The 24,228-nt window shown below is 65.8% G+C and carries 4 protein-coding genes (1 of these 4 only partly in view); all 4 read right to left on the reverse strand.

Translation table 11 applies throughout. The features are described from left to right. Tightly spaced (each overlapping or abutting the next), the 4 genes in view from EER27_RS12580 to EER27_RS12595 form a layout consistent with a single transcriptional unit that may run on beyond the window. On the reverse strand, positions 1 to 1,779 hold the full coding sequence (locus tag EER27_RS12580) for an ABC transporter ATP-binding protein (protein ID WP_148041022.1): 1,779 nt from the start codon (positions 1,777 to 1,779) through the stop codon (positions 1 to 3). Then, positions 1,776 to 3,371, reverse strand: coding sequence for an MBL fold metallo-hydrolase (locus EER27_RS12585; RefSeq protein WP_123088453.1), 1,596 nt, complete (start codon positions 3,369 to 3,371; stop codon positions 1,776 to 1,778). Before EER27_RS12585 ends, EER27_RS12580 begins: the two co-directional genes overlap by 4 nt. Next, a complete protein-coding gene (locus EER27_RS12590; RefSeq protein ID WP_123088454.1) occupies positions 3,368 to 10,696 on the reverse strand; it encodes an amino acid adenylation domain-containing protein in 7,329 nt (2,442 codons plus the stop codon). The genes EER27_RS12585 and EER27_RS12590 overlap by 4 nt, the downstream gene beginning before the upstream one ends. Continuing rightward, positions 10,693 to 24,228, reverse strand: the 3' portion of a protein-coding gene (locus tag EER27_RS12595) for a non-ribosomal peptide synthetase (protein WP_190285780.1). Its footprint extends 5,859 nt past the window's final position; only the last 13,536 of its 19,395 coding nucleotides appear in the window; the start codon falls outside the window, past its right edge; its stop codon occupies positions 10,693 to 10,695. Before EER27_RS12595 ends, EER27_RS12590 begins: the two co-directional genes overlap by 4 nt.

Genomic DNA, 24,228 nt, shown 5'->3' on the forward strand with positions numbered 1-24,228 from the left:
TCAACCTGCATCTGCTTCGAGCAGCGGCTCCTCCACTGCCTCGCGGACCGGTTCGCGGAACTGCCGTGAAACCAGACGCGCGTAGTGGGAATGCGTGGTCAGCAGCTCATCGTGGCTGCCTGAGCCCGAGATGCGTCCACGATCGAGGAAGTAGATCCGGTCGGCATGGATGACCGTGGACAGGCGATGCGCGACGACGATGTTGGTGCGCCCCTGCATCAGGGACTCCAGCGCCAGCTTGACCTGATGTTCGGTCTCGCTATCCAGGCTCGACGTGGCTTCGTCCAGTATCAGAATGTCGGGATTGCGCAGGAACATCCGGGCGATGGCGATACGCTGCCGCTGCCCTCCTGAAAGGTTTGCGCCCTGCTCGCTCAGAATGGTGTCCAACCCCTGCGGCATCTGCTCGATGAACGCCAACGCTCCAGCTTTCTCGGCGGCCATGTTCACCATGTCGTCGGGAAAATCGTCGCTGAGTCCGTAGAGGATGTTGTCGCGCACAGTGCCCGGCATGATCGGCGCGCTTTGTGCCACGTAGCCGATGCGCTCCCGCCACGCGGCCAGTGCGAAGTCACCGATCGACTTGCCGTCGTAGAGGATGCTGCCGTCGGTCGGCGCGTAGAACCGCTCGATCAGCGACAGGACGGTGGTCTTGCCATTGCCGCTGGCACCGACCAGCGCGCTGGTCGTTCCCGGTTGGAACACTAGGTTGATCTCGTGCAGCACCTTGGATTCGCGTCCGGGATAGCTGAAAGACACGTTGCGGAACTCCAGCGTCCCGTGGCTGCTGGCCACGGCTTCGCCCCCGGTGGATTCTTCCGTACCCTGAAGCAGCCCGGCGATGCGCGTGGAAGCGCCCCTGGCCTTCTGCAGTTCCTCCAGGAACGTCGTCAGCTGGATCAGCGGCACGGCGACATTGAAGATGTAGAGAATGAACGCCGTGAGCGTGCCGATGCTGATACTGCCGTTGCTCACCCGCGAACTGCCATAGATCAGAACGACCAGGATCGCCGCGGTCAGCGACAGGCTGATCAGTGGTCCGAGCACCGCGCTGATCTTCGCCACCTGGATGCCGAGGTTGCGTATGTCCTGGATCTCCAGCCGGCTGCGCTCGCGTTCGCGCGATTCGGCCGTGAACGCCTTCACCAGACGGATCTCGGAGAGGACATGGGTCAAGATGCCGCCCAGCTTCGCGGTGCGGTCCTGGGTGCTGAGTGCCAACTTTTCCAGGAACGCCACCAGGGGCAGCACCACGCCGAAGGCCAGCACGATGCAGCCGAGAACCGTCAGCGTGAGCCAGGTATCCAGAAACATCAGCACGGTGATGGAACCCACCAGCACCAGCACGCCGCTCAGCAGGTTGATCGCCTGCCGAGTCGCCAGTTCCGAGATCGACTGGCAGTCGTTGAGAACGCGACTGACTCGCTCGCCGGTGCTTTCCTGGTCGAATGACGCCACGGGCAGTCTGAGCAGCTTGTCGATCAACAAGGTGCGCAAGGCGGCGATCAGATCGTAGCCGACGCGGCTCAACAGGTAGGCCGACAACGCCGAAGCGACCGCCCCGGCGAGCATGACCACTGCCAGCAGCGTGATGCTGGAAGTATCGACGGCACCCTTTGCAAGTTCGTCGACCAGTTGCTTGGTCAGTACCGGAAAGGCCAGCGTACCGGCGACGGACACCAGGCTCATGGCAGCTGCGGTCGAGAGCAGCACGCCGGACGGCTTGGCCAGGCGCAGCAGCCGCCACAACGAGCCCAGGGACGAACGGGGGGCGTTCAAAGCAGCAGCTCCCTCTTGCCATACAGGACTTCCGCTTGACGGCCCTGCGAGCGCACGGTCGATTCCAGCACCCTCGCCTCCTTGAACTGCGGCAACTCTTCGGAGTACAGGATGCTGGTGATATGCGTCAGCCAGGGTTCCGCACCCATTGCGTAGACGAAGATGCGCTCGGGGTCGAAGTAGCGATGCATTTCCAGCGCCTTGGCGGCATCGCATCCGTCGAGGCGGCGCGACTGGTCTTCGCCGCGGGTCAGCATCTTCTGCAGCAGCGGGCCATAGAGCCAGGTCGCCGGTGCGCCGACGCACTCCATGCCGAGAAAGAGGCAATCGATGCGCGGCATCAGCTTCTTCAACGGCGCATAGAACTCCGCCATGGGCGGGTTGGAATCGGCGAAGAACAGGCAATTCACGTCGTGCATCTGCACGCCGAAGGCGAGCTTCGATCGAATGTCCAGGTCGGCGTGCTCGCCGTAGAACGGCGCGCCAATGATGCGCCCCCCCTCGAACTCGATGCTTTCGTACTCGCCCAGCTCGATCACCTGCCCGAAGCCGCAGTAGTTCAACATCAGCTTGAGTGACACGTCCGGCAGGTTGCCGCCGCCGGCCCGCCCGACCACCACGTGGTCGACCTTGCTGCGCAGGCGCAGCAGCGTTTCCAGCACGACATGGTCCTGGTGCGGGTGGGTGATCAACACGTAGTCGATGCGCGCGGGCAGATCGTCGAAGGTGAAGTGATCGACCGTCGATTCGCCGGGATAGCTGATCAGCGGGTCGACGAGCACGCTCACGCCGGCGCATTCCACCAGCACACAGGCATGACCGAAATAGCGCACGCGCACCTTGTCTGCGGCCAGATCGTCGGCTTTTGGCCTGGACGGGTGATCGATGAACATTCCCTCCAGCAGGGGCATTTCCCGCGCTGGATCGTCGATGTGGGGCCGCAGCATCTCGAGCAGTTCGCCGATGTCGTGCCTGCCGCTGCTCATGTGGTTCCAGAGCGGATCGCCGAACGGCAGGCGCAGTTCCACCGAGGAAGGTTGCCGACGGATCTGCGGGGTGCTCAACACGAAGGTGCGCGGCTCGTAAGTCGCCTTCTCGAGAATGCAGGTCTGCAGGGAGGCATCGTAGAGCGGGCTCTCGTACAACACCTTCTCGATGATGCGCGCGACGGGATTCTTGCAGACGTCGTAGGAAAGTTCGACGCCGTGACGGATCAGCTCGTCGACCTGCGCGTACAGGCCGGGCACGCCCGACCCTTTGGCCTGTGCAAGCAGCATCTGGTACATGCCGTTGATCGCTTCGGCGCCGCGCAACTGGGTTCCGCAGCGCTCGCGGGTGCGGTCGCGGAACTTCGCCATGTCGGCCGGATCGCCGGTGTAGTTGATGAACGGGCCACCGATGAGTTCGGGAATCTTGATGGACTCCAGATGCTGCGACGGATCGTCGACGAAGGAGTCCAGCAGGTCCAGGTGGTAGCGCGTGTAGTGCCCGAACGTCGACGGGGCGACGAGATACATGTGCGCGAACCACGAATTGATCAGCGGAATGCTGCGGATTCCTGGAGCGAGCGACTTGAAGGTCTTCTGGGTCATACCTTTCCTTGGGAGAGAGTGAAGTCGGCGCTGCGCGACTCCGTCTGCGCAGGACGGGTCGGCGCGTCATGGGTGACGCGCAGCGATTGGTTCATGGGGCCGGCGATCTGGGCGATCAGCGTGTCGTCCTGCATCATCGACATATGGGTGCCGCCCACCTGAGTGATCGTCAGGCGCGGCCCAAGCAGTGCCGACCAGCCATTGCTGCGGTCGGCGCGAGCTGGTTCCTGTGCGCTGTACAGATCGACGTTCATCGCGAGCAACGACGGCGTGTACTCGACACAGGCGCGTGCGATGTCGTTGGCGACCTGGAAACGCCGATCCATCTCGTGGCTGGTCACTTCCGGCATCAGCCAACCGTTGCGATGGCACTCGGCGACCATCGCGTCGAGATTGTCGAACGCGAGCAGCCCCCTCAGGACGATTGGCGACAGATCCGGACGCAAGTACTCGAGCGTGCGGATCAGATAGTGCTTGGTCTCGGCGATCTCGCCTTCCAGGTCCTCCGGCTTGAGCTTGTAGGTATCGATCATTCCCAGGTAGCTCACCGATTCGCCTAGCTCGAGCAACCCACGCGCAATCTCGTAGGCCACCAGTCCGCCACCCGACCATCCGGCGAGCCGATAAGGCCCCACCGGCTGCACGGAAAGGACCTGCTTGAGGTAGTCGCGCGCCATGTCGACGAGCGATCGGTAGACCGGCGGGTCCTCGTGCATCGCCCTGGCTTCGATGCTGTAGACCGGGATGTCGGCGTCGATGAAGCGGGCCAGCCGTTCATAGGCCAGCACGCTGCCGAAACCTTCATGGAAGCAGAAGAGCGGCGCCTGGGCTCCGGCGATTCGGACCGGTATCAGATTGGTCTGCGCGTTCGCCCCCTGCTCGCCCGGCATTGCCACGGCCGCGAGGGCTGCGAGCGTCGGGGCATCGAACACCTGGCGCAAGTCCATGATCAGGCCGCGCCGACGCGCCGCGTCGATCAGACGGGTGATCAACAGCGAGTGTCCGCCCAGTTCGAAGAAGTTGTCGTTGCGCCCCACCCGCCCCACCCGCAGCAGTTCGCTCCACAGCTGCGCCAGCGCGATCTCCACCTCGCCTTGCGGCGGATCGAACTTGCGCCGCGGCAGCGCATCGGCGTCCGGCACCGGAAGCGCTTTGCGATCGAGCTTGCCGTTGGGCGTCAGCGGCAACGCATCCAGCGTTACGAATGCGCTCGGCACCATGTACGCGGGTAGCGTTTTCTGCAGGTGCGTGCGCAAGTCTTCGATCTCCGGCGCGATCCCGGTATGCGTCAGGTAAGCCACCAGGCGTTTGCCGTCGGAGATGTCGTCGCGTGCGAGCACGACCGCCTCCTGCACTTGGCCATGCAGCAGCAATTGCGCTTCGATCTCGCCCGGCTCGATGCGGAAGCCGCGGATCTTTACCTGATGATCGTTGCGGCCCAGGAACTCGATGCCCCCGTCTGTTCGCCAGCGTGCGAGATCGCCGGTGCGATACATCCTGGCGTGCGGATCGGGCTGGAACGGATCGACCACAAATCGCTCGGCGGTCAATTCAGGCCGCTTCAGATACCCAAGCGCCACTCCCGCGCCACCGATGTAGATCTCGCCGACCGCTCCGACCGGCACCGGCTCGCCATGCCGATCCAGAAGGTAAACGGTGGTATTGGAGATGGGCCCGCCAATCGGCACGGTCAGTGCATCGTCCGCCACGGCCGCGACCACGTGCGAGGTTGCGAAGGTCGTTGTTTCGGTTGGGCCGTAAACGTGGAGCAGATGCTCCGGCCCACCGTCGCGCAGCAGCTGGCGGACGATCCCCGCATCGCAACGCTCACCGCCGAACAGCAGATACTTCAAACCACCGAAGATCCCAGGCAGGGCGACCGCGTACTGGTTGAACAAGGCCGTCGTCAGGAACAGGGCCGAGACCTGATGCGACCGCAACGCTGCGGCGAACCGCGCCGGTTCCAGCAGATCCTCTTTGGCGAGAATGAGCACGCGTGCCCCGTTGAGCAATGCCGTCCAGATCTCGAAGGTCGAGGCATCGAATGCCGGATTGCTGCAATGAGCGATGCAATCGTCGCTGCCGATCGCTGCGTATCCATTGTCGATCGCAAGACGATTAATCGCACGGTGAGGCACGATCACGCCCTTCGGCTCGCCGGTCGAACCGGAGGTGTAGATGATGTACGCCGCCTGCTGGGGCTTCAGTCCGAGCGCGACTGAATCAGGATTGCCGTCGGGCGCAAGCTCGATCTCGTCGTTGTCCGCATCCAACGCGATTGTGCGCAACGCACTTTCCGGCAGCTTCCCTTTCAGGCGCTCCTGCGTGAACAGCATCACTGGCGCCGCATCCTGCAACAGATGGGCCAGGCGCGCGGCCGGATAGCTCGGATCCAGGGGCACGTAAGCCGCGCCTGCCTTCAGGATTCCCAACAGCCCGACGATCAGCTCTGGACTGCGCTCCATGCACAGCGCGATCCGATCCTCCGGTTTCACGCCCTGTGCCAGCAGGTAGTGCGCCAGCCGGTTCGCGCGGCGGTTCAGTTCCGCATACGTCAGTTGCAGCCCTTCGTGCACCAGCGCCACCGCATCCGGCGTACTCGCGGCCTGCTGCTCGAACAGTTCGTGGACGCATCGGTCTTGCGGGTAGGCGCGCTTGGTGTCGTTCCACGCCTTCAGCGCCTGATGTCGCTCCGGCTCGCCCATGATCGCGATCGCATCGATGGCCTGTGCGTCGTCGCGCACCATGCCGCGCAACAGCGCCTCCAGGTGGCCCAGATGACGCTGCATCGTGTCCGGTTCAAACAAGGTGGTCGCAAAGCACAGACTGCCGGCGAGACGATCCTGCGCCTCCTGCCACTCCAGGGTGAGGTCGAACTTGGCGTTGGCCGGCGGAACCGGCAGCTCCTCCAGGCTCAGCCCATCCAGTTCGAACGCCGTCTGCGAGGCGTTCTGCAACGTGAACATGAGCTGGAATATGGGGCTGTGCGCTCGCGTGCGCTTGGGCTTGAGCGCTTCGACCACTTGCTCGAACGGCAGGTCCTGATGGTTCTGCGCCTGCAGCACGGCTTCGCGCACCTGGGCCAGGAACTCGGCCACGCTGGGGCGCTTGCTGACATCCAGACGTATCGCCAACGTGTTGACGAAGAACCCGATCAGCGGCTCGACCTCGGCGCGTGTGCGATTGGCGACCGGCGTGCCGATCACCACTTCGTCCTGATCCGCCAATCGCGCCACCAACGCGCCCCAGGCCGCCAGCAAGGTCATGAACAGCGTCGTGCCGTGGCGTTGCGACAAGGCTTTGAGCGATGCGGTGAGCTGCGCATCCAACTCGATCGGCAGGCTGTCTCCACGATAGTCCTGCACCGGAGGACGCGGCTTGTCGGTCTGCAGGTTGACCAACGCGGGTGAGGTTGCCAGCTGCTCGCGCCAGAACGCCAGTTGCTGCTCCTGCACCGCGCCCGTGAGCCAGTCGCGCTGCCACACGGCGTAGTCCGCGTACTGGATCGGCAACGGCGACAGCGGATCGGTCAGCGGCGACAGGCCCTGCACCGTGTACGCGCGGTACAGCTCGGCGAGCTCGCCGGTCAGCACTCCCAGGGACCAGCCGTCGAACACGATGTGATGCATGGTCAGAAGCAGCACGTGATCGTGTTCGCCGAGGCGCAATAGTCGGCCACGAATCAGCGGGCCATCGGCCAGATCGAACGGCGCATCGGCTTCGATGCGCTGCCAATGAACGATGGCGTCTTCCGGCGATAGAGGGTCGTTGCTGAGATCGTGGTGGATCAAAGCGAAGCTTGCGGCCTCGTCGACGCGCTGCGCCGGCTGGCCATCCACCAGTTCGAAATGGGTACGCAAGGCTTCATGACGCTGCACGATGCGATTCAGCGCTGCTTGCAGCGCCGCCTGGTCCAGCGGGCCGCGCAAACGCAGGCCACCGGGCATGTGATAGGCGGTGCTGGCCTCGGTGCCCATCTGCGCGATGAACCACAACCGCTGTTGCGCGAACGACAGCGGCAGGTGTTGCGGCCGCACCGCGGGCATGAGCGCGGGCTGCGCACTGGATGGCGCCTGGCCCGCCTGAGCAGCAAATTCGTGCAGCACGGGATGCGAGAAAAGGCTGGACACCGCCATCTCCACGCCGAGACGCTGGCGCACCCGCGACATCAACTGCACGGTCAGCAGCGAGTGTCCGCCCAGATCGAAGAAGCTGTCATGACGCCCCACCTTCTCCACGCGCAGCAGCTCGCTCCAGACCTGCGCCAGCGTGGTCTCGACCTCGCCTTGCGGTGCCTCGTAGACGCGTTGCGCGAACGCCGCGCCATCGGGCGCCGGCAATGCCTTGCGGTCGAGCTTGCCGTTTGGCGTCAGCGGCAGCGCCTCCAGCACCACGTAGGCCGCCGGCACCATGTAATCGGGCAGCACCTGCGCCAATGCTTCGCGCAGGACGTGCGCTTCGGGCTTCGTATCGTCCGCGGACACGATGTAGGCCACCAGACGCACCTCACCGGGCGCATCTTCGCGCGCCAACACCGCGACCTCACGCACGCCGGGTTGGCTGGCCAGCTGCGCTTCGATCTCGCCCGGCTCGATACGCAAGCCGCGGATCTTCACCTGATGGTCGTTGCGTCCGAGGTACTCGATCGTGCCGTCCGATCGCCAGCGGCCCAGATCGCCGGTCTTGTACATCCGCGCATCGGGCTGCGTCGCGAACGGGTCCTCGACGAACCGTTCGCGCGTCAGCTCCGGACGATTCAGATAGCCGCGCGCCACCTGTGCGCCGCCGATGTGGATCTCGCCCGGTGCGCCCGCCGGTACCGGCTGGCCGTGACGGTCCAGCAGGTAGATCTGGGTGTTCGCGATCGGCCGACCGATGTGGATGACGGCGTCGTCGTGACGAGTCAGGCCCGATGTCGCCACCACCGTCGCTTCGGTCGGGCCGTAGTTGTTCACCAACGCGAACGGCAGGTCCGCCGTCGGCAAGCGACTCAAACGATCGCCGCCGGTCAGCAGCGTGCGCAGGCCTTGACGCTTGCCGTGCCCTCGCGCCAAGGCCGTGTCGGCCAGCGCGGTCACCAGGAAGCTGGTCTGCAGGTCCTGCGCTTCCCACCACGACAACAACGCCGACGGATCACCCGCCGATGCCGAAGGTGGCAACGCCAGCGTCGCGCCCTGGCATAGCGCGGGCCACACCTCCCACGTGCAGGCGTCGAACGCGACGCCAGCCGTGCTCGAGCTGCGTTCGCCCGGCGCGAGCGGGAACGTCTCGCCGTGCCAGCCGATCAGATTGGCCAGATGCCGGTGCTCCACCATCACGCCGTTCGGGCGTCCGGTCGAACCGGAGGTGTAGATCACGTAGGCCAGGTGACTGGTTTGCAGTTCCGTCGACCCGCGTTCTGGATTCGTGGTGGGTCGCTGTAGCCAGGTCGGCTCGTCCAGGACCAGCACACTGGCGGTCATCAACGCTCTGCACGACGGAAGCTGGTCTTGCAAGGACGCCTGGGTGAGAACGACGCGCGGGCGACTGTCGTCCAGCATGAAGGCCAGGCGTTCCTGCGGGTAAGCTGGATCCATCGCCACATAGGCGCCGCCGGCTTTCAGCACCGCGAGCCATGCCGTTACCAGGCCCGGGCCGCGCGCCATCACCACCGCCACCCGGGTCTCGGCGCGCACGCCCTGTGCGATCAGCTGATGCGCCAGACGATTGGCCTGCTCGTTCAACTCGCCGTAGCTCAGGCTTTGACCTTCGAACTCGATCGCCACCGCTTGCGGTGCCGCAGCGACTTGTCGCTCGAACAGTTCGTGCACGCAGCCGTCCTGCGGATAATCGCGCTGCGTCGCGTTCCACGCCGTCAGTACCTGCTGCCGTTCCGCCAAGCTCAGGATCTGGATGCCATCGATCGCCTGCGCATCGTTGTCCACCATGCCGCGCAGCAGCGCTTCCAGGTAGTCGCGATAGCGTTCCATCGTGGTCCGGTCGTACAGAGCACTCGCAAAACCCAGCGTGCCGGCGATTCCCGCCTGGGTTTCGTGCAGATCCAACTCCAGGTCGTACTGGGCGTTGTGCTCGCCGTTGTTCGACGGCAGAACCTGCAGGCTCAGGCCATCCAAGGCCAGGCTCTCATCGGGCGTGTTCTGCCAGGCGAAGGTGAGCTGGAAGATCGGCGTATGCGCCAGCGTGCGCTCCGGCTTCAGTGCTTCCACTACCTGCTCGAACGGCAGGTCCTGGTGACTCTGCGCCTGCAGCACGCGCTCGCGCACCTGACCCAGCAACTGCGCCACGCTGGGTTGATCGCTCAAGTCCAGGTGCAGCGCGAGAGTGTTGACGAAGAAACCGATCAGCGGCTCCATTTCCTGGCGCGTGCGATTGGCCACCGGCGAACCAATCACGACCTGGTCCTGTCCCGCCAGCCGCCCTACCAGCGCGCCCCACGCCGCCAGCAGGGTCATGTACAAGGTCGTGCCGTGACGCTGCGACAGTGCCTTGAGTCCGGCAGTCAACTCGCGATCGAACACGATCGGCAGGATCTCGCCGCGATAGTCCTGCACGGGCGGACGCGGCCGGTCGGTCTGCAGGCTGACAAGTGCCGGCGCGCCGGCCAGTTGCTCGCGCCAGAATGCCGCTTGCCGCTGCTGCACCTCATCGGTAAGCCAATCGCGCTGCCACACGGCGTAGTCCGCGTACTGGATCGGCAGCGCCGGCAGCGGATCGATGGTCGGCGACAGCCCCTGCACCGCGTAGGCCCGATACAACTCATCGAGCTCGCTGGCCAATATGCCCATGGACCAGCCGTCGGAGACGATGTGGTGCATCGCCAGCAGCAGCACGTGATCCTGTTCGTCCAGGCGCAACAACCGACCGCGGATCATCGGCCCGTGCTCGAGGTCGATCGGCGTGTTGGCCTCGATGCGCTGCCAGTGATCAACCGTCTCGTGTCCGTCAGCCAGATCGTGATGCAGCAGGGTGAAGCCCGCTGTTTCGGCGATGCACTGCACCGGTTGATCGTTCGCCACTTCGAAACGCGTGCGCAGCGCTTCGTGACGCTGCACGATGCGATCCAATGCTGCCTGCAGCGCCTCTTTGTCCAGCGGTCCGCGCAAGCTCAAGCCGAACGAGAGCGAGTGCGCGGTGGGCCACATCTGCGCGATGAACCACAGGCGCTGTTGAGCGAACGACAGCGGCCAATGCTGGCGTGCGGCCGTACGCACCGGAATGCCCGTTGGGCGCGCCGAAGGCTTCGTCTTCGTGCGGGCGGCCTTGGCCGCCTGAAGCACTGCCTCGCGCTCGGCGAGCGTCATGTTCTTCAGAGTTGCATTGTTCATTCAACCAGACCTCTGTGCTGGGCAACGATCGATTCGATGTCGTCGGCATCGAATTGCGAAAGTTGGCAGTCGACGATGGCTTCGGAGAATTCCGAGAGACGAGGATTCGAGAAGACCGTCACCAGGGAAATTTCTATGTCCCACTCGCTGCGGACTCTCGAAATCAAGCGGGTCGCCAGCAACGAGTGCCCGCCCAGTTCGAAGAAGTGTTCCTGGCGGCCGATGCGTTCGATGCCGAGCAGCTCGCTCCAGATTTGCGCCAGCGCGGTTTCGGTCTCTCCCTCCGGCGCTTCATAGGCGTTCTGGATCAGGCCGGCCGTCATGGGCAGCGGCAAGGCCTTGCGATCGATCTTGCCGTTGGGCGTCACCGGCAAGGTATGCAACACCACCCACGCGGCCGGCACCATGTAGTCCGGCAACGCTTGGGCGAGCGCGCGGCGCAAGGCCTGCGCGTCGAGTTCCGCGTCTGCGGCGTCTGCGACATAGGCGACCAGCTGCTTGTCGCCCGAAGCGTCTTCCCGTGCCAGCACCAAGGCTTCGCGGACGCCGGGTTGAGCGAGGAGCTTGGCCTCGATCTCGCCCAACTCGATGCGGTAGCCGCGGACCTTGATCTGGTGGTCGTTGCGACCGAGGAAGTCGATCGTGCCGTCGGGACGCCAACGGGCCAGATCGCCGGTGCGGTACATGCGCTCGTCGGAATTTTCGACGAATGGATCGGAGACGAATCGCTCCTCGGTGATCTCGGGTTTGTTGAGGTAGCCACGGGCGACCTGCACGCCGGCGATGTGCAACTCGCCGGCCACGCCGATTGGCGCAGGCCGACCGTGGGCGTCGAGGATGTAGAGCCGGCCGTTGGCGATCGGCTTGCCGATCGGCGGCGCGGTGGTCGCGGCCGCGTCGCAGTCGTGCATGCTGGCGCATACCGTGGCTTCGGTCGGGCCATAGGCATTGATCAGTCGCCGGCCCGGAGCCCACCGCTGCACCTGCGCAGCGCTGGTCGCCTCGCCCGCCAGAATCAGCGTATGCAACTGCGGTAGCGCGGCATCGGCGGGCAAGCTCACCATCAACGCCGGCGGCAGCGTGGCATGGGTGATGCGGTTTGCATCTAGCCACTCCACGAGTTCGACTCCGGCCAGCACGCCGGGCGGCGGCAGATGCAGGCTGGCGCCGGACAACAGCGCCATCACCACCTCCGAGACGCACGCGTCGAAGCTGAAGGAGGCGAACTGCACCACGCGGCTGTCGCGTTCGACGCCAAAGCCGGCGATCTGCGCCTGCGCCAGGTTGCACAGGCCGCGATGCGTGGCCATGACGCCCTTGGGTACACCGGTCGAACCCGAGGTGTAGATGACGTAGGCCAGATGCGATGGATTCAGGCCCAGCGTTCCCGGTTCGAGGTTGTCGTGCGGAAGCTGTTGCCACTGCGCGGCCTCGGTCATGTCCACCACCGGCGTGCGCCAGAGGATGGGACTGGCCGGCAGTTGATCCTGCAGCGCGGCCGTGGTCACCAGGACTCGCGGCCGACTGTCACGCAACATGTAGTCCAACCGTGCCTGCGGGTACGACGGATCCAGCGGCACGTAGGCACCGCCTGCCTTGAACACCGCCAGCATCGCGACCACCATCTCCACGCTGCGCTGCAGGCAGATCGCCACCTTGTCGTCCGGCTTCACGCCAAGCACGTGCAGATGGCGCGCCAAGCGGTTGGCGCGCTCGTTGAGTTCCTGGTAACTCAGCCGCTCATCGCCCTGCTCCAGCGCGATGGCCTGCGGCGTGGCCTGCGCCTGTCGCTCGAACAGCTCGTGGATGCAGTCGTCCGGATGCGGCCAGTTCTGTTGCGTGTCGTTCCACGCCACCAACACTTGATGACGCTCGGCCTGGCCCAGCACTTCGATCTGCCAGGACGGCGTCTGCGGCGCGTGCTCCAGTGCCTCGACCAGGCATTCGAGCGCGCGGTGCATATACGTGCACATCCGATGCGGGTCGATCGGGCGCTCGATCAGCGCCTTCAACTCGAAGTCTTCGCCGAGGTCGTCCACCGCCAGGATGAACGGCACGTGGTTCGTGCGCTCGACAGCCGACAGCACTTCCACGCCCTGCGCCCAGGCCGGTGTGTCGGCTTCGTCGCCGGCTTCGATGCTGTGACGATAGTTCATCACCGCCGAGAACAAGGGCGTGCTCGCCGGCAAGTCGCTGCAGCGCTGGGCCAGGGCCAGGGAGGCGTGCTCATGGCCGAGCAGGCCCGACAGCGTGGCGTGAGTTTGGCGGATGCCGTCCTGCACGCCGATCTCGCCCAGTCGTACGCGCATCGGCAAGGTGTTGATGAACAAGCCCATCGCGCGTTCTGCGCCCGCACCGCCCTGGAGTCGGCCGAACAGCACCGTGCCTAGCACCACGTCGTCGCGCCCGGTGGTCTTGGCCAACACCTGTGCCCAAGCCCAATGGAACAGGCTCGCCGTGCTCACGCCCAAGGTGCGGGCCTGATGGCGCAAACGTTGCGACAACGCACGCGGGAGTGGCAGCTGCGCTTCCTGTACGTTCTCGCCCTCGCCCTGCACCTTCAGCATGCCGAACGGCGCCGTCGGCTCGTCCACATCGCCGAGCATCTGGCTGAAGAAGGCTTCGTGCTCCTGCGCGCTCACACCTAGCCGCGCCTGCGCCACGAAGTTGCGGAACGGCACCGGCTCCGGCAGTTCCTGCGCCCGGTCGGTCACGATCAGGCCGATCTCGTGCAACAGCACGTCCAGCGCGGTGTGATCCAGCACCAGGTGGTGATGCACCAGTTGCAGCAGCCAGCGCTCGCCGCGTTCGTCAAACGCGACGTGGCCGCGCATCAACGGCGCTTGGTGCACGTCCATCCGGGTGTGCAGCGGATCGGCCAACTCAGCCAATCGGGTCGCCACATCGCCTTCAGGCAGGTTCGGCGTTCCCACTTCGAATCGGGCCTCGCGCCACACTACCTGTACCGGTTCGGTCAAGCCCTCCCACAGCACAGCGGTACGCAAGACGTCATGGCGGTCGATGACCTGCTGCAGCGCACGCATGAAGCCGTCCAGGCGTGCGCGCGAGTCGAACGACAAGGTGGTCGACAACAGATACGCGTCGCCCTGCGCTTGCATCAGGTGATGGAACAGGATGCCTTCCTGCAACGGAGCCAGCGGATAGATGTCCTGCACGTTGGCCGCGCCGCCGGGCACGGCGTCGACGATGCGCGCGACCTGCGCCGGATCGAGATCGACCAGCGTCAGCATCTGCGGGGTGATCGCTTCGCAACCCGACGGGATGCCATTGGCGGGCACCGTCACGTCGCCAGAGCCGGTGCGTCTTGCGTTCTCCACCGCTACCGCCAGTCCGGCCAGCGTCGGCTGAGCGAACAAGGCTCGGATATCGACATGCAGCTGTTCGCGCCGCAGGCTGCCCATCAAGCGCACAGCCAGCAACGAATGACCGCCGAGCTCGAAGAAGTTGTCGTGCCGCCCCACCTGCTCGACGCCCAGCAGCTCGCTCCAGATCGCGGCCAGCATGGTCTCGACCGCGCCCTGCGGAGCTTCGAAGTCGCGCTGTGCGAACGCCACATCTCCTGGAGCCGGCAACGCGCGGCGGTCGATCTTGCCGTTGCCGGTCAGTGGCAGCGCCTCCAGCACCATGTAGGCCGCCGGCACCATGTAGTCCGGCAAGGTCTGCGCCAAGGCTTCGCGCAGGCCATGTGCATTGGGTGCGGCGCCATCGGCAGCGGCAACCAGGTATGCGACCAGCCGCTTGTCGCCCGGCTCGTCCTCGCGCGCCAGCACGGCCGCTTCGCGCACGCCGGGTTGGCGCAGGAGCTCGGCTTCGATCTCGCCCAACTCGATGCGGAAGCCGCGGATCTTCACTTGATGGTCGATGCGGCCGAGGAACTCCAGATCGCCCTCGCCCAGGTAGCGCACCAGATCGCCGGTCTTGTACAGCCGGCCCGGGCCGAACGGATTGGCGATGAAGCGTTCCTCGGTCAGCTCCGGTCGGTTCAAGTAGCCGCGAGCGACACCGGCGCCACCGATGTAGAGCTCGCCCACGCTACCGATCGGCTGCAGCTGCTGGTTCGCACCGAGCACGTACAACCGGGTGTTGCCGATCGGGCGCCCGATCGGCGTGGCTGCCGAGCCGGCCAGCTGCGCCAGCTCTTCTTGCGTTGCCAGCGTCCACACGCTGCAGCCGACCACGGTTTCGGTCGGGCCGTACTCGTTGATGAAGCTCGCCTGCGGCAGCAGTTCGCCCTTCCAGCGTCGCAACGTTGCCGACGGCAGTTGCTCGCCACCGACCACGATGCAGTGCGGTGCTTGGCCCGAAGCGACGTCGCGCTCCAGGTACGACAAGGCCTCCAGATGCGCCGGCGTGATCTTGAACAGCCAGCCCTCGCCCGGCGCGAACAGCCGCTCCGACAACCGCGCCAGCGTCTGCGTATGCGTCTCGTCGGGCAGCAACCACACCGGCTTGCCCGCCAGCAGCGGTGGCAGCAGGGTCGTCAGGGTGGCGTCGAAGCACAGGGGCGAGCTCACCACCGAGCCGGCCAGGCCCGGCAGATACGACGCCACCGCGTGCGCCACGTAGTTGCTCAGTCCGCCGTGCTCGACCATCACGCCCTTGGGCTGGCCGGTCGAACCGGAGGTGTACATCACGTAGGCCACATCGGACAGCGCCACACTTGGTAGATCGCCTTGCGCGTAGTCCTCCAGCCAGTTGTCGTCGCTGGCCGCGCCGTCCATCAGCACCACGTCGACGCCCTGCAACGGCAGCTCGTCGATCGTCCCTGCTTCCAGCAGGGCCCAGCCGATCCCGGCGTCCTGCACCATGTAGCCCAGGCGCTCCTTCGGCAGCTTCGGCTCCAGCGGGACGTACGCAGCACCTGCCTTGAGCGCGCCCAGCACGGCGATCAGCAGCTCGGGCGAACGCGACAGGTAGATGCCCACGCGCGCGCCGAGCGTGACGCCCGCATCGAGCAGGTAGTGCGCCAGTCGATCGGCCTTGGCATTGAGCTGCGCGTAGGTCAGTGCTTGGTCTTCGAAGCGCAACGCCACGGCTTCGGGCGTGCGTGCCGCCTGTGCCTCGAACTGCGTGTGCACGCAGACTTGCGGATACGCGCGTTCGGTCGCGTTCCAGTCCACGCACAAGCGCGTTTGTTCGGTAGCGTCGAGCAGCGGCGACTCATCGACAAGTTGCTTCGGACGCTCGGTCATTTCATGCAACAAGCGCGCGAAGTGTCCCATCATCTGCGTCATCAACCAATCGTCGAAGAGCTCGGCGTTGTAGACCAGCCGCGCTTCGAAGCCGCCATCGTGCGGGTACACGCACAGGTGCAGATCGTACTTGCCGTGGCCCAGGTTGGTTTCCACCGGCCGGGCCACGATATCGCCGCTGCGCACGACTTGCCCTGCCTGCGCGTCGTACTCGAACACGACGTCGAACAGCGCCGAGCGGCTCGCTTCCTGCTCGAGATCGAGCTGATCCGTCAGCAGGTCGAACGGTATGTCGCCATGCTGCACGGCGCGCTTGAGCGTGCGCGACACGTCCGTCAACAACGTTTCGAAATCGCATTCCGCGGGCACGATGGTGCGCAGCGGCAGCAGGTTGGACAGCGAACCCACCACGCCGTCCAGTCCGGACGGATCTCGACCCGCAACGCTACTGCCGATGACGATTTCATCGTGCCGCGTATAGCGCCTGAGCAAGGCCACGAAGCCGGCAAGCAACGTGTCCTCGATTGCCAGCGCACGGTCTTGCGCGAAGCCTTGCAGGCGCTCGCGCAGTCCGGCATCGATGGCGAAGCCGTGACGGCCGGCAATGAACCTTTGCAGCGCCGAGCGCGGCCGGTTCGACGGCAGTTCCAGTACTGCCAGGCGGCCACGCAACTGCTGCTTCCAGAACATCGACAAAGGCTCGAGCGTGTCGACCCCGAGCGTCGATTGCCAGCGCACATGGTCGCCGAAGCTCAGCGGAAGCATCGGCAACGCCGGTGTCTGCCCTGCCACGAGCGCCGCATACGCGGTCACCAGTTCCTGCGCGAGCAACTGCAAGGAGCGGCGGTCGGCCACGATGCGATGGACGACGATGCACAGCCACGCGCGGGCATCCGCGTCGCGCAGCAGCGTGGCGCGAATGAGCCGGTCCCGGTCGATCCGGAATGGCCGTTCCACCTCGGCCAAAGCGCACGCCAGCAGCGTTTGTCCGCCGTCAAGCTCGAACTGTGCCAGCGGCAGCGGCATGTGGGGATCCACGTTCTGCCAGACGGACGGGCCGTCATCGACGAAGCGCGTACGCAACGCATCATGGCGTTCGATCACGACGTTCAGCGCCGCTTCCAGATGCGCGAACGACACCGCGCCTTCGAACTCCAGCAACAAGGGAAGGTTGTGATACGTCGGCGCGGCATCGTCGACGCGTCCGGCTTCGGAAGCGTCGGCGGACCACAGCCGCTGCTGTTGCGGCGACAAACCGCGGCGCGCTCCGTTGTCTTGCACCGCCATGATCTCGTGCTTGATTCCGGGCAAGGCTTCCGGCATGCCCAACTCATCGATGCGTGTTTCTGGCGCGACCGCAACGGCATCGAGCAACCGCGCGAAGCGTGCGGCCAGGCGCTCGATGGTTGAGGCTTCGAACAAGGCAGCGTCGTACTCGTAGGCCACGTCGATCGCGCCGTCGCGTTCGTTCACGTACAGCGTGAGATCGAACTTGACCGTGTGCTCGGTCAGCGGCAGTTCCTCCAGGCTCAGTTCGGGCAGGTGCACGACCGGATCGGGCACGCTCTGCATCTGCACCATGACCTGGAACACGGGCGGCACGCCGGGGAGACGCACCGGCTTGAGTTCTTCCAGGAGTTTGTCGAACGGCAGATCCTGATGCAGGTAGGCCTGGATCAGGGTGGCGCGCACCTGCTGCAGCAGCGATTCGAAGCTCTGGGCCGGGTCGAGCCGGGTGCGTATCGCCTGCGTGTCGAGGAACAAACCGATCAGCGGCTCGACTTCGGCACGGCTGCGATTGGCCACCACGGTGCCGACGTTGAGATCGGACTGCCCGTTGTAGCGCGATAGCACGACGTTGAAGGCGGCCATCAGCACCATGAACAAGGTGCTGGAATGGCTCGCGGCCAGCTCGTTGAGGGCGACGGTCGTCGCTTGCGGTATCTGCGCGTGGACCATGCCGCCGACGAATCCCTTGGTCGGCGGACGCGGATGATCGGTCGGCAACGTCGACAGTTGCGGGCTGCCAGCGAGTTGGCCACGCCAGTACGCGAGCAGGTGCTCCTGCGTGGAGGCATCCAGACATTGCCGTTGCCACAAGGCGTAGTCCGCGTACTGCACCGGGAGCGGTGGCAAAGGGTCGCGCGAATGTGCCACGCCTTCGATCGCATAGCCGCGGTAGAGCGCGCTGAGCTCGTCGGCCAGCACGCCGAGCGACCAGCCGTCGGAGACGATGTGGTGCAGCGTCAACAGCAGCACATGGTCCTGCTCGTCCAACCGCAGCAGGCGGCCACGGAACAGCGGACCGCGGTTGAGATCGAAGGGCTCGCGCGCCTCCAACCCGCTCCAGTATTCGATCGCGGCGTCACGGTCGTCGGCGTCGAGGTGCAGATCCTGGTATGTCAGTTCGAATGGCGCCGCGGCACTGATGCGCTGCACCGGCTGGTCGTCGACAAGCTCGAAGTGGGTGCGCAACGCCTCGTGACGCAGCACGATGCGATCCAGCGCCGCCTGCAACGCCGGCTGGTCCAGTCGGCCGCGTAGCCGCAGGCCAATGGGCATGTGATAGGCGGCGCTCGCGTCCTCGCCGAACTGCGCGGCCAGCCACAAGCGTTGCTGCGCGAACGACAGGGGCATGTCGTCCGGACGCGCGACGGGCACGAGCGCGGGCAACGCTTCGGTTTGCGTCTGGCTCGCCACACTCGCGAAGTCGTGCAGCACCGGATGGGCAAACACGCTCGACAAGGCCAGGTTCAGCCCCAGGGTCTGGCGCACGCGGGAGATCATCCGCACCACCAGCAACGATTGCCCGCCGAGCTCGAAGAAGCTGGCGTACCGCCCCACTCGCTCGACTTGCAGAATCTCGCTCCAGATTCCTGCCAGCGCGGTCTCCAGCGGACCTTGCGGCGCGACATAGTCGCGCTGCGTCGAGGCCGAGCCACCGGGAGCCGGCAACGCGCGGCGGTCGATCTTGCCGTTGCCGGTCAGTGGCAGTGCCTCCAGCACCATGTAGGCCGCCGGCACCATGTAGTCCGGCAAGGTCTGCGCCAAGGCTTCGCGCAGGGCATGTGCATTGGGTGAGGCGCCATCTGCCGCGGCAACCAGGTATGCGACCAGCCGCTTGTCGCCCGGCTCGTCCTCGCGTGCCAGCACGGCCGCTTCGCGCACGCCGGGTTGGCGCAGGAGCTCGGCTTCGATCTCGCCCAGCTCGATGCGGAAGCCGCGGATCTTCACTTGATGGTCGATGCGGCCGAGGAACTCCAGATCGCCCTCGCCCAGGTAGCGCACCAGGTCGCCGGTCTTGTACAGCCGGCCCGGGCCGAACGGATTGGCGATGAAGCGCTCCTCGGTCAGCTCCGGTCGGTTCAAATAGCCGCGCGCGACACCCGCGCCACCGATGTAGAGCTCGCCCACGCTACCGATCGGCTGCAACTGCTGGTTCGCACCGAGCACGTACAACCGGGTGTTGCCGATCGGGCGCCCGATCGGCGTGGCTGCCGAGCCGGCCAGCTGCGCCGGCTCTTCTTGCGTTGCCAGCGTCCACACGCTGCAGCCAACCACCGTCTCGGTCGGGCCGTACTCGTTGACGAAGCTGGCTTGCGGCAGCAGTTCGCCCTTCCAGCGACGCAGCGTTGCCGACGGCAGTTGCTCACCGCCGACCACGATGCAGTGCGGTGCGTCACCCGCAGCGACGTCGCGCTCCAGGTACGACAAGGCCTCCAGATGCGCCGGCGTGATCTTGAACAGCCAGCCCTCGCCGGGCGCGAACAAGCGCTCCGACAACCGCGCCAACGTCTGCGTATGCGTCTCGTCGGGCAGCAACCACACCGGCTTGCCCGCCAGCAGCGGTGGCAGCAGCGTCGTCAGGGTGGCGTCGAAGCACAGCGGCGAGCTCACCACCGAGCCGGCCAGGCCCGGCAGATACGACGCCACCGCATGCGCCAGATAGTTGCTCAGCCCGCCGTGCTCGACCATCACGCCCTTGGGCTGGCCGGTCGAACCGGAGGTGTACATCACGTAGGCCACATCGAACAGCGCCACACTTGGCAGATCACCTTGCGCGTAGTCCTCCAGCCAGTGGTCGTCGCTGGCCGCGCCGTCCATCAGCACCACGTCAACGCCCTGCAACGGCAGCTCGTCGATCGTCCCTGCTTCCAGCAGGGCCCAGCCGATCCCGGCGTCCTGCACCATGTAGCCCAGGCGCTCCTTCGGCAGCTTCGGCTCCAGCGGGACGTACGCAGCACCTGCCTTGAGCGCGCCCAGCACGGCGATCAGCAGCTCGGGCGAACGCGACAGGTAGATGCCCACGCGCGCGCCGAGCGTGACGCCCGCATCGAGCAGGTAGTGCGCCAGTCGATCGGCCTTGGCATTGAGCTGCGCGTAGGTCAGTGCTTGGTCTTCGAAGCGCAACGCCACGGCTTTGGGCGTGCGTGCCGCCTGTGCCTCGAACTGCGTGTGCACGCAGACTTGCGGATACGCGCGTTCGGTCGCGTTCCACTGCCCCAGCATTTGCTGACGCTCGCCTTCGCCGAGCACCTCGATCTGCCAGGAGGGCGTCTGCGGTGCGTGTTCCAGCGCCTCGACCAGGCGATCCAGCGCGTTGTGCATGTACGCGCACACTCGCTGCGGCTCGACCGGCTCCTCGATCTGCGCCCTGAGTTCGAAGTCCTCGCCCAGGTCGTCCACCGACAGCGTGAACGAGTAATTGGTGCGTTCGCGCACCGACAGCATCTCCACGCCGTGCGCCCAATCCGGCGTGGTGTCGCCGGCCGGCGTCGTGTGGCGATAGTTCAACAAGGCCGAGAACAACGGCGTGTTCGCCGCCAGCGCGCTGCAGCGTTGGGCGAGCGCCAGCGGCGCGTGCTCGTGGCCGACCAGGCCCGACAGCGTGGCGTGGGTCTGGCGGATGCCGTCCTGCACGCTGAGCTCGCCCAGGTGCACGCGCATCGGCAAGGAGTTCATGAACAAGCCCGCTGCACGGTCAGCGCCCGCACCGCCTTGCAGGCGTCCGAACAGCACCGTGCCGAACACCACGTCCTCGCGACCGGTGGCCTTCGCCAGCACCTGTGCCCAGGCCCAATGGAACAGGCTGGCCGTGCTCACGCCCAAGGCCCGGGCCTGATGACGCAGGCGTTTCGACAAGGTGCGTGGCAGTGCCAGCTCGGCCTCGTGCACGTTCTCGCCGTCGCCATGCACTTCCAGCATTCCGAACGGTGCGGTCGGCTCGTCGACATCGCCCAGCATCTGGCGGAAGAAGGCTTCGTGCTCCTGCGCGCTCACACCCAACCGCGTCTGCGCCACGAAGTTGCGGAACGGCACCGGCTCCGCCAGATGGTCCGAACGGCCGGTGCGGATGAGGCCGATCTCCTCGTAGATCAACTCGACGGCCACATGGTCCATCGCGAGGTGATGCTGCAGAAGCAGCAACAGCCAGCGCTGGCTGCCTTGGTCGAACGCCGCGGTGCCTCGCATCAACGGCGCCTGGCGCACGTCCATTCGCGCGTAGCGCGGATCGGCCAGCTCGGCCAGCCGCGCGGCTGCGTCGCCGTCGGCCAGCTCAAGCGTGTCCACATCGAGCCGCGCCTGTCGCCATACGACCTGCACCGGTTCGGGCAAGCCTTCCCAGTGCACCGCAGTGCGCAGCACGTCGTGACGATCGACGACTTGCTGCAAGGCCTGCACGAACTCGTCCAGACCTGCGCGAGACTCGAACGACAGCAGGGTCGACAGCAGGTAGGGGTCGCCGCGGGTCTGCAAGAGATGGTGGAACAGGATGCCGTCCTGCAGCGGAGCGAGCGGATAGATGTCCTGCACGTTGGCCGCGCCGCCCGGAACGGCGGCCACGATGCGAGCGATTTGCGCCGGATCCAGGCTCACCAGCGGCAGCATCTTCGGCGTGATCGCCTCGCAGCCCTGCGGGATCCCGTTGGCAGGCACGGTCACACCGCGCCAACCGGCACGCTGGGCTTCTTGAACGGCTTGCGCCAGCACGGCCAGTGTGGGCTTGGCGAACAGGGCGCGGATATCGGCGTGCAATCCTTCGCGCCGCAGACGCTCCATCAGTTGCACGGCCAGCAGCGAATGACCTCCGAGTTCGAAGAAGTTGTCGTTGCGCCCGACCTTCTCCACGCGCAGCAGTTCGCTCCAGATCTGCGCCAGTACCATTTCCACTTCGCCTTGCGGCGCTTCATAAGCGCGCTGCGCGAATGCCTCCCCGTCGGGTGCTGGCAACGAACGGCGGTCGACTTTTCCGTTCGGCATCAGCGGGAGCGCGTCCAGCACCACGTACGCCGCCGGCACCATATGGTCCGGCAGCGTCTGTGCCAGGGCCTGACGCGAGGCCTGCGGATCGAGTTCGGCGTTCGGCTCCGCCACGAGATAGGCCACCAGCCGCTGCTCGCCCGGTGCGTCCGCGCGGGCCAGTACCACCGCCTCGCGGATGCCCGGCTGTCGACGGAGCTGCACCTCGATTTCGCCCAGCTCGATGCGGAAGCCGCGGATCTTGACCTGCTCGTCGTTGCGGCCCAGGTACTCCAGCGTCCCGCCCGGCAGCCAGCGCCCCAGGTCGCCGGTCTTGTACATGCGCGCACCGGCCCGCATCGCGAACGGATCGGCAACGAAGCGCTCGCGCGTCAACTCCGGTCGGTTGAGATAGCCGCGCGCCAGGCCGGTGCCACCGAGGTGGATCTCGCCTGGAATTCCCATCGGCACCGGCTGGCCGCGGCGATCCAGCAGGTAGATCGCGATATCGGCCATCGGCTGTCCGATGTGCACGTCGTCGCCAGACGTGACCTCCTGCACGGTCGCCGTGATGACGGCCTCGGTAGGGCCATAGGCGTTGAAAAGGCGTGGCCTGTGGCCGCCGCGGGCAACCCAGTCCTGTATCGCCTTGGCCTCGACAGCCTCGCTGCCGATGACCACGATGCGCACGTTGTCCGGCATTGCGACAGCACGATCGGCCGTGACGTACTGCCAGAACTTGGTCGGTAGTTCCGCAACCGTGATGCGTGATTCGGCGCACAGCTTCCAGAACTGCACGGCGCCGCTCTGCCATTCCTGGGTTCGCAGCACAAGGGTTGCGCCGATGGTCAGCGCGCCCATGATCTCTTCGATCGACACATCGAAATTGATCGAGGTGAACTGCAGTATCCGGTCCGTGGACAGGAAACCGTAACGCTTGGTCAGTGCCTGGATGCGGCGGCACAGCGGCCCGTGTTCGACCGCGACGCCCTTGGGCTGGCCGGTAGAACCGGAGGTGTAGATCACGTAGGCGAGACGGTCGCCGGCCAGGCCGAGATCTGCCGTGGCGAGATTGGCGGCCGGCAGCGACTCCCAGGGGCGTTGCGGACCATCCAGGTCCACCACCGTCATGACGGAGGCCAGCTTGCGTGCGACCTCCAACCCGGCCTGGGTGAGCAGCACCCGCGGCTGGCTGTCTTGCAGCATGTAGTCCAGGCGTTCCTGCGGATACGAAGGATCCAGCGGCACGTAAGCGCCACCGGCTTTGAGAACGGCGAGGATCGCTACCAGCATCTCCGCGCTGCGCTGCAGGCAGATCGCCACGCGCTCCTCCGGAACGACGCCCAGCTCGCGCAGATGGCGGGCCAGCCGGTTGGCGCGCTCGTTGAGTTCCTGGTAGCTCAGCCGCTCATCGCCCTGCTCCACCGCGATGGCATGCGGTGCGGCTACTGCCTGACGCTCGAACAGCTCGTGGATGCAGACATCGGCATTCGGCGCGCTATGCGGTTTGTCGTTCCAGGCCACCAGTACCTGATGGCGCTCGGCCTCGCCCAGCACGTTGATCTGCCAGGACGGAGTCTGCGGTGCGCGCTCCAGCGTCAGGGCCAGATGCTCCAGGGCGTTGTGCATGTACGCGCACACCCGCTGCGGCTCGACCGGTGCTACCGCCTGCGCGGTCAACTTGAAGCCATCGCCAAAGTCGTCCACCGACAGGTCGATGGGATAGCTGGAACGCTCCTGCACGGACACGAGGGACGCGCCAGGCACCCATTCCCACGAATCCTGTTCATCGGCGCTGTGGCGATAGTTCAGCATGGCGGTGAACAACGGCGTGCTTGCGGGCAGCGCGCTGCAGCGCTGCGCCAGTGCCAGCGAGGCGTGCTCATGTCCGACCAGTCCCGACAGTGTGGCGTGGGTCTGGCGAATGCCGTCCTGCAGACCGATGTCGCCCAGGCGCACGCGCATCGGCAGCGTGTTGATGAAGAGCCCCACTGCGCGATCGGTGCCGGCACCGCCTTGTAGACGGCCGAACAGCACCGTGCCGAACACCACGTCGTCGCGACCGGTGGTCTTGGCCAG

It is taken from the genome of Montanilutibacter psychrotolerans, assembly GCF_003719825.1.
In the GTDB taxonomy this organism is placed as follows: Bacteria; Pseudomonadota; Gammaproteobacteria; order Xanthomonadales; family Xanthomonadaceae; genus Montanilutibacter; species Montanilutibacter psychrotolerans.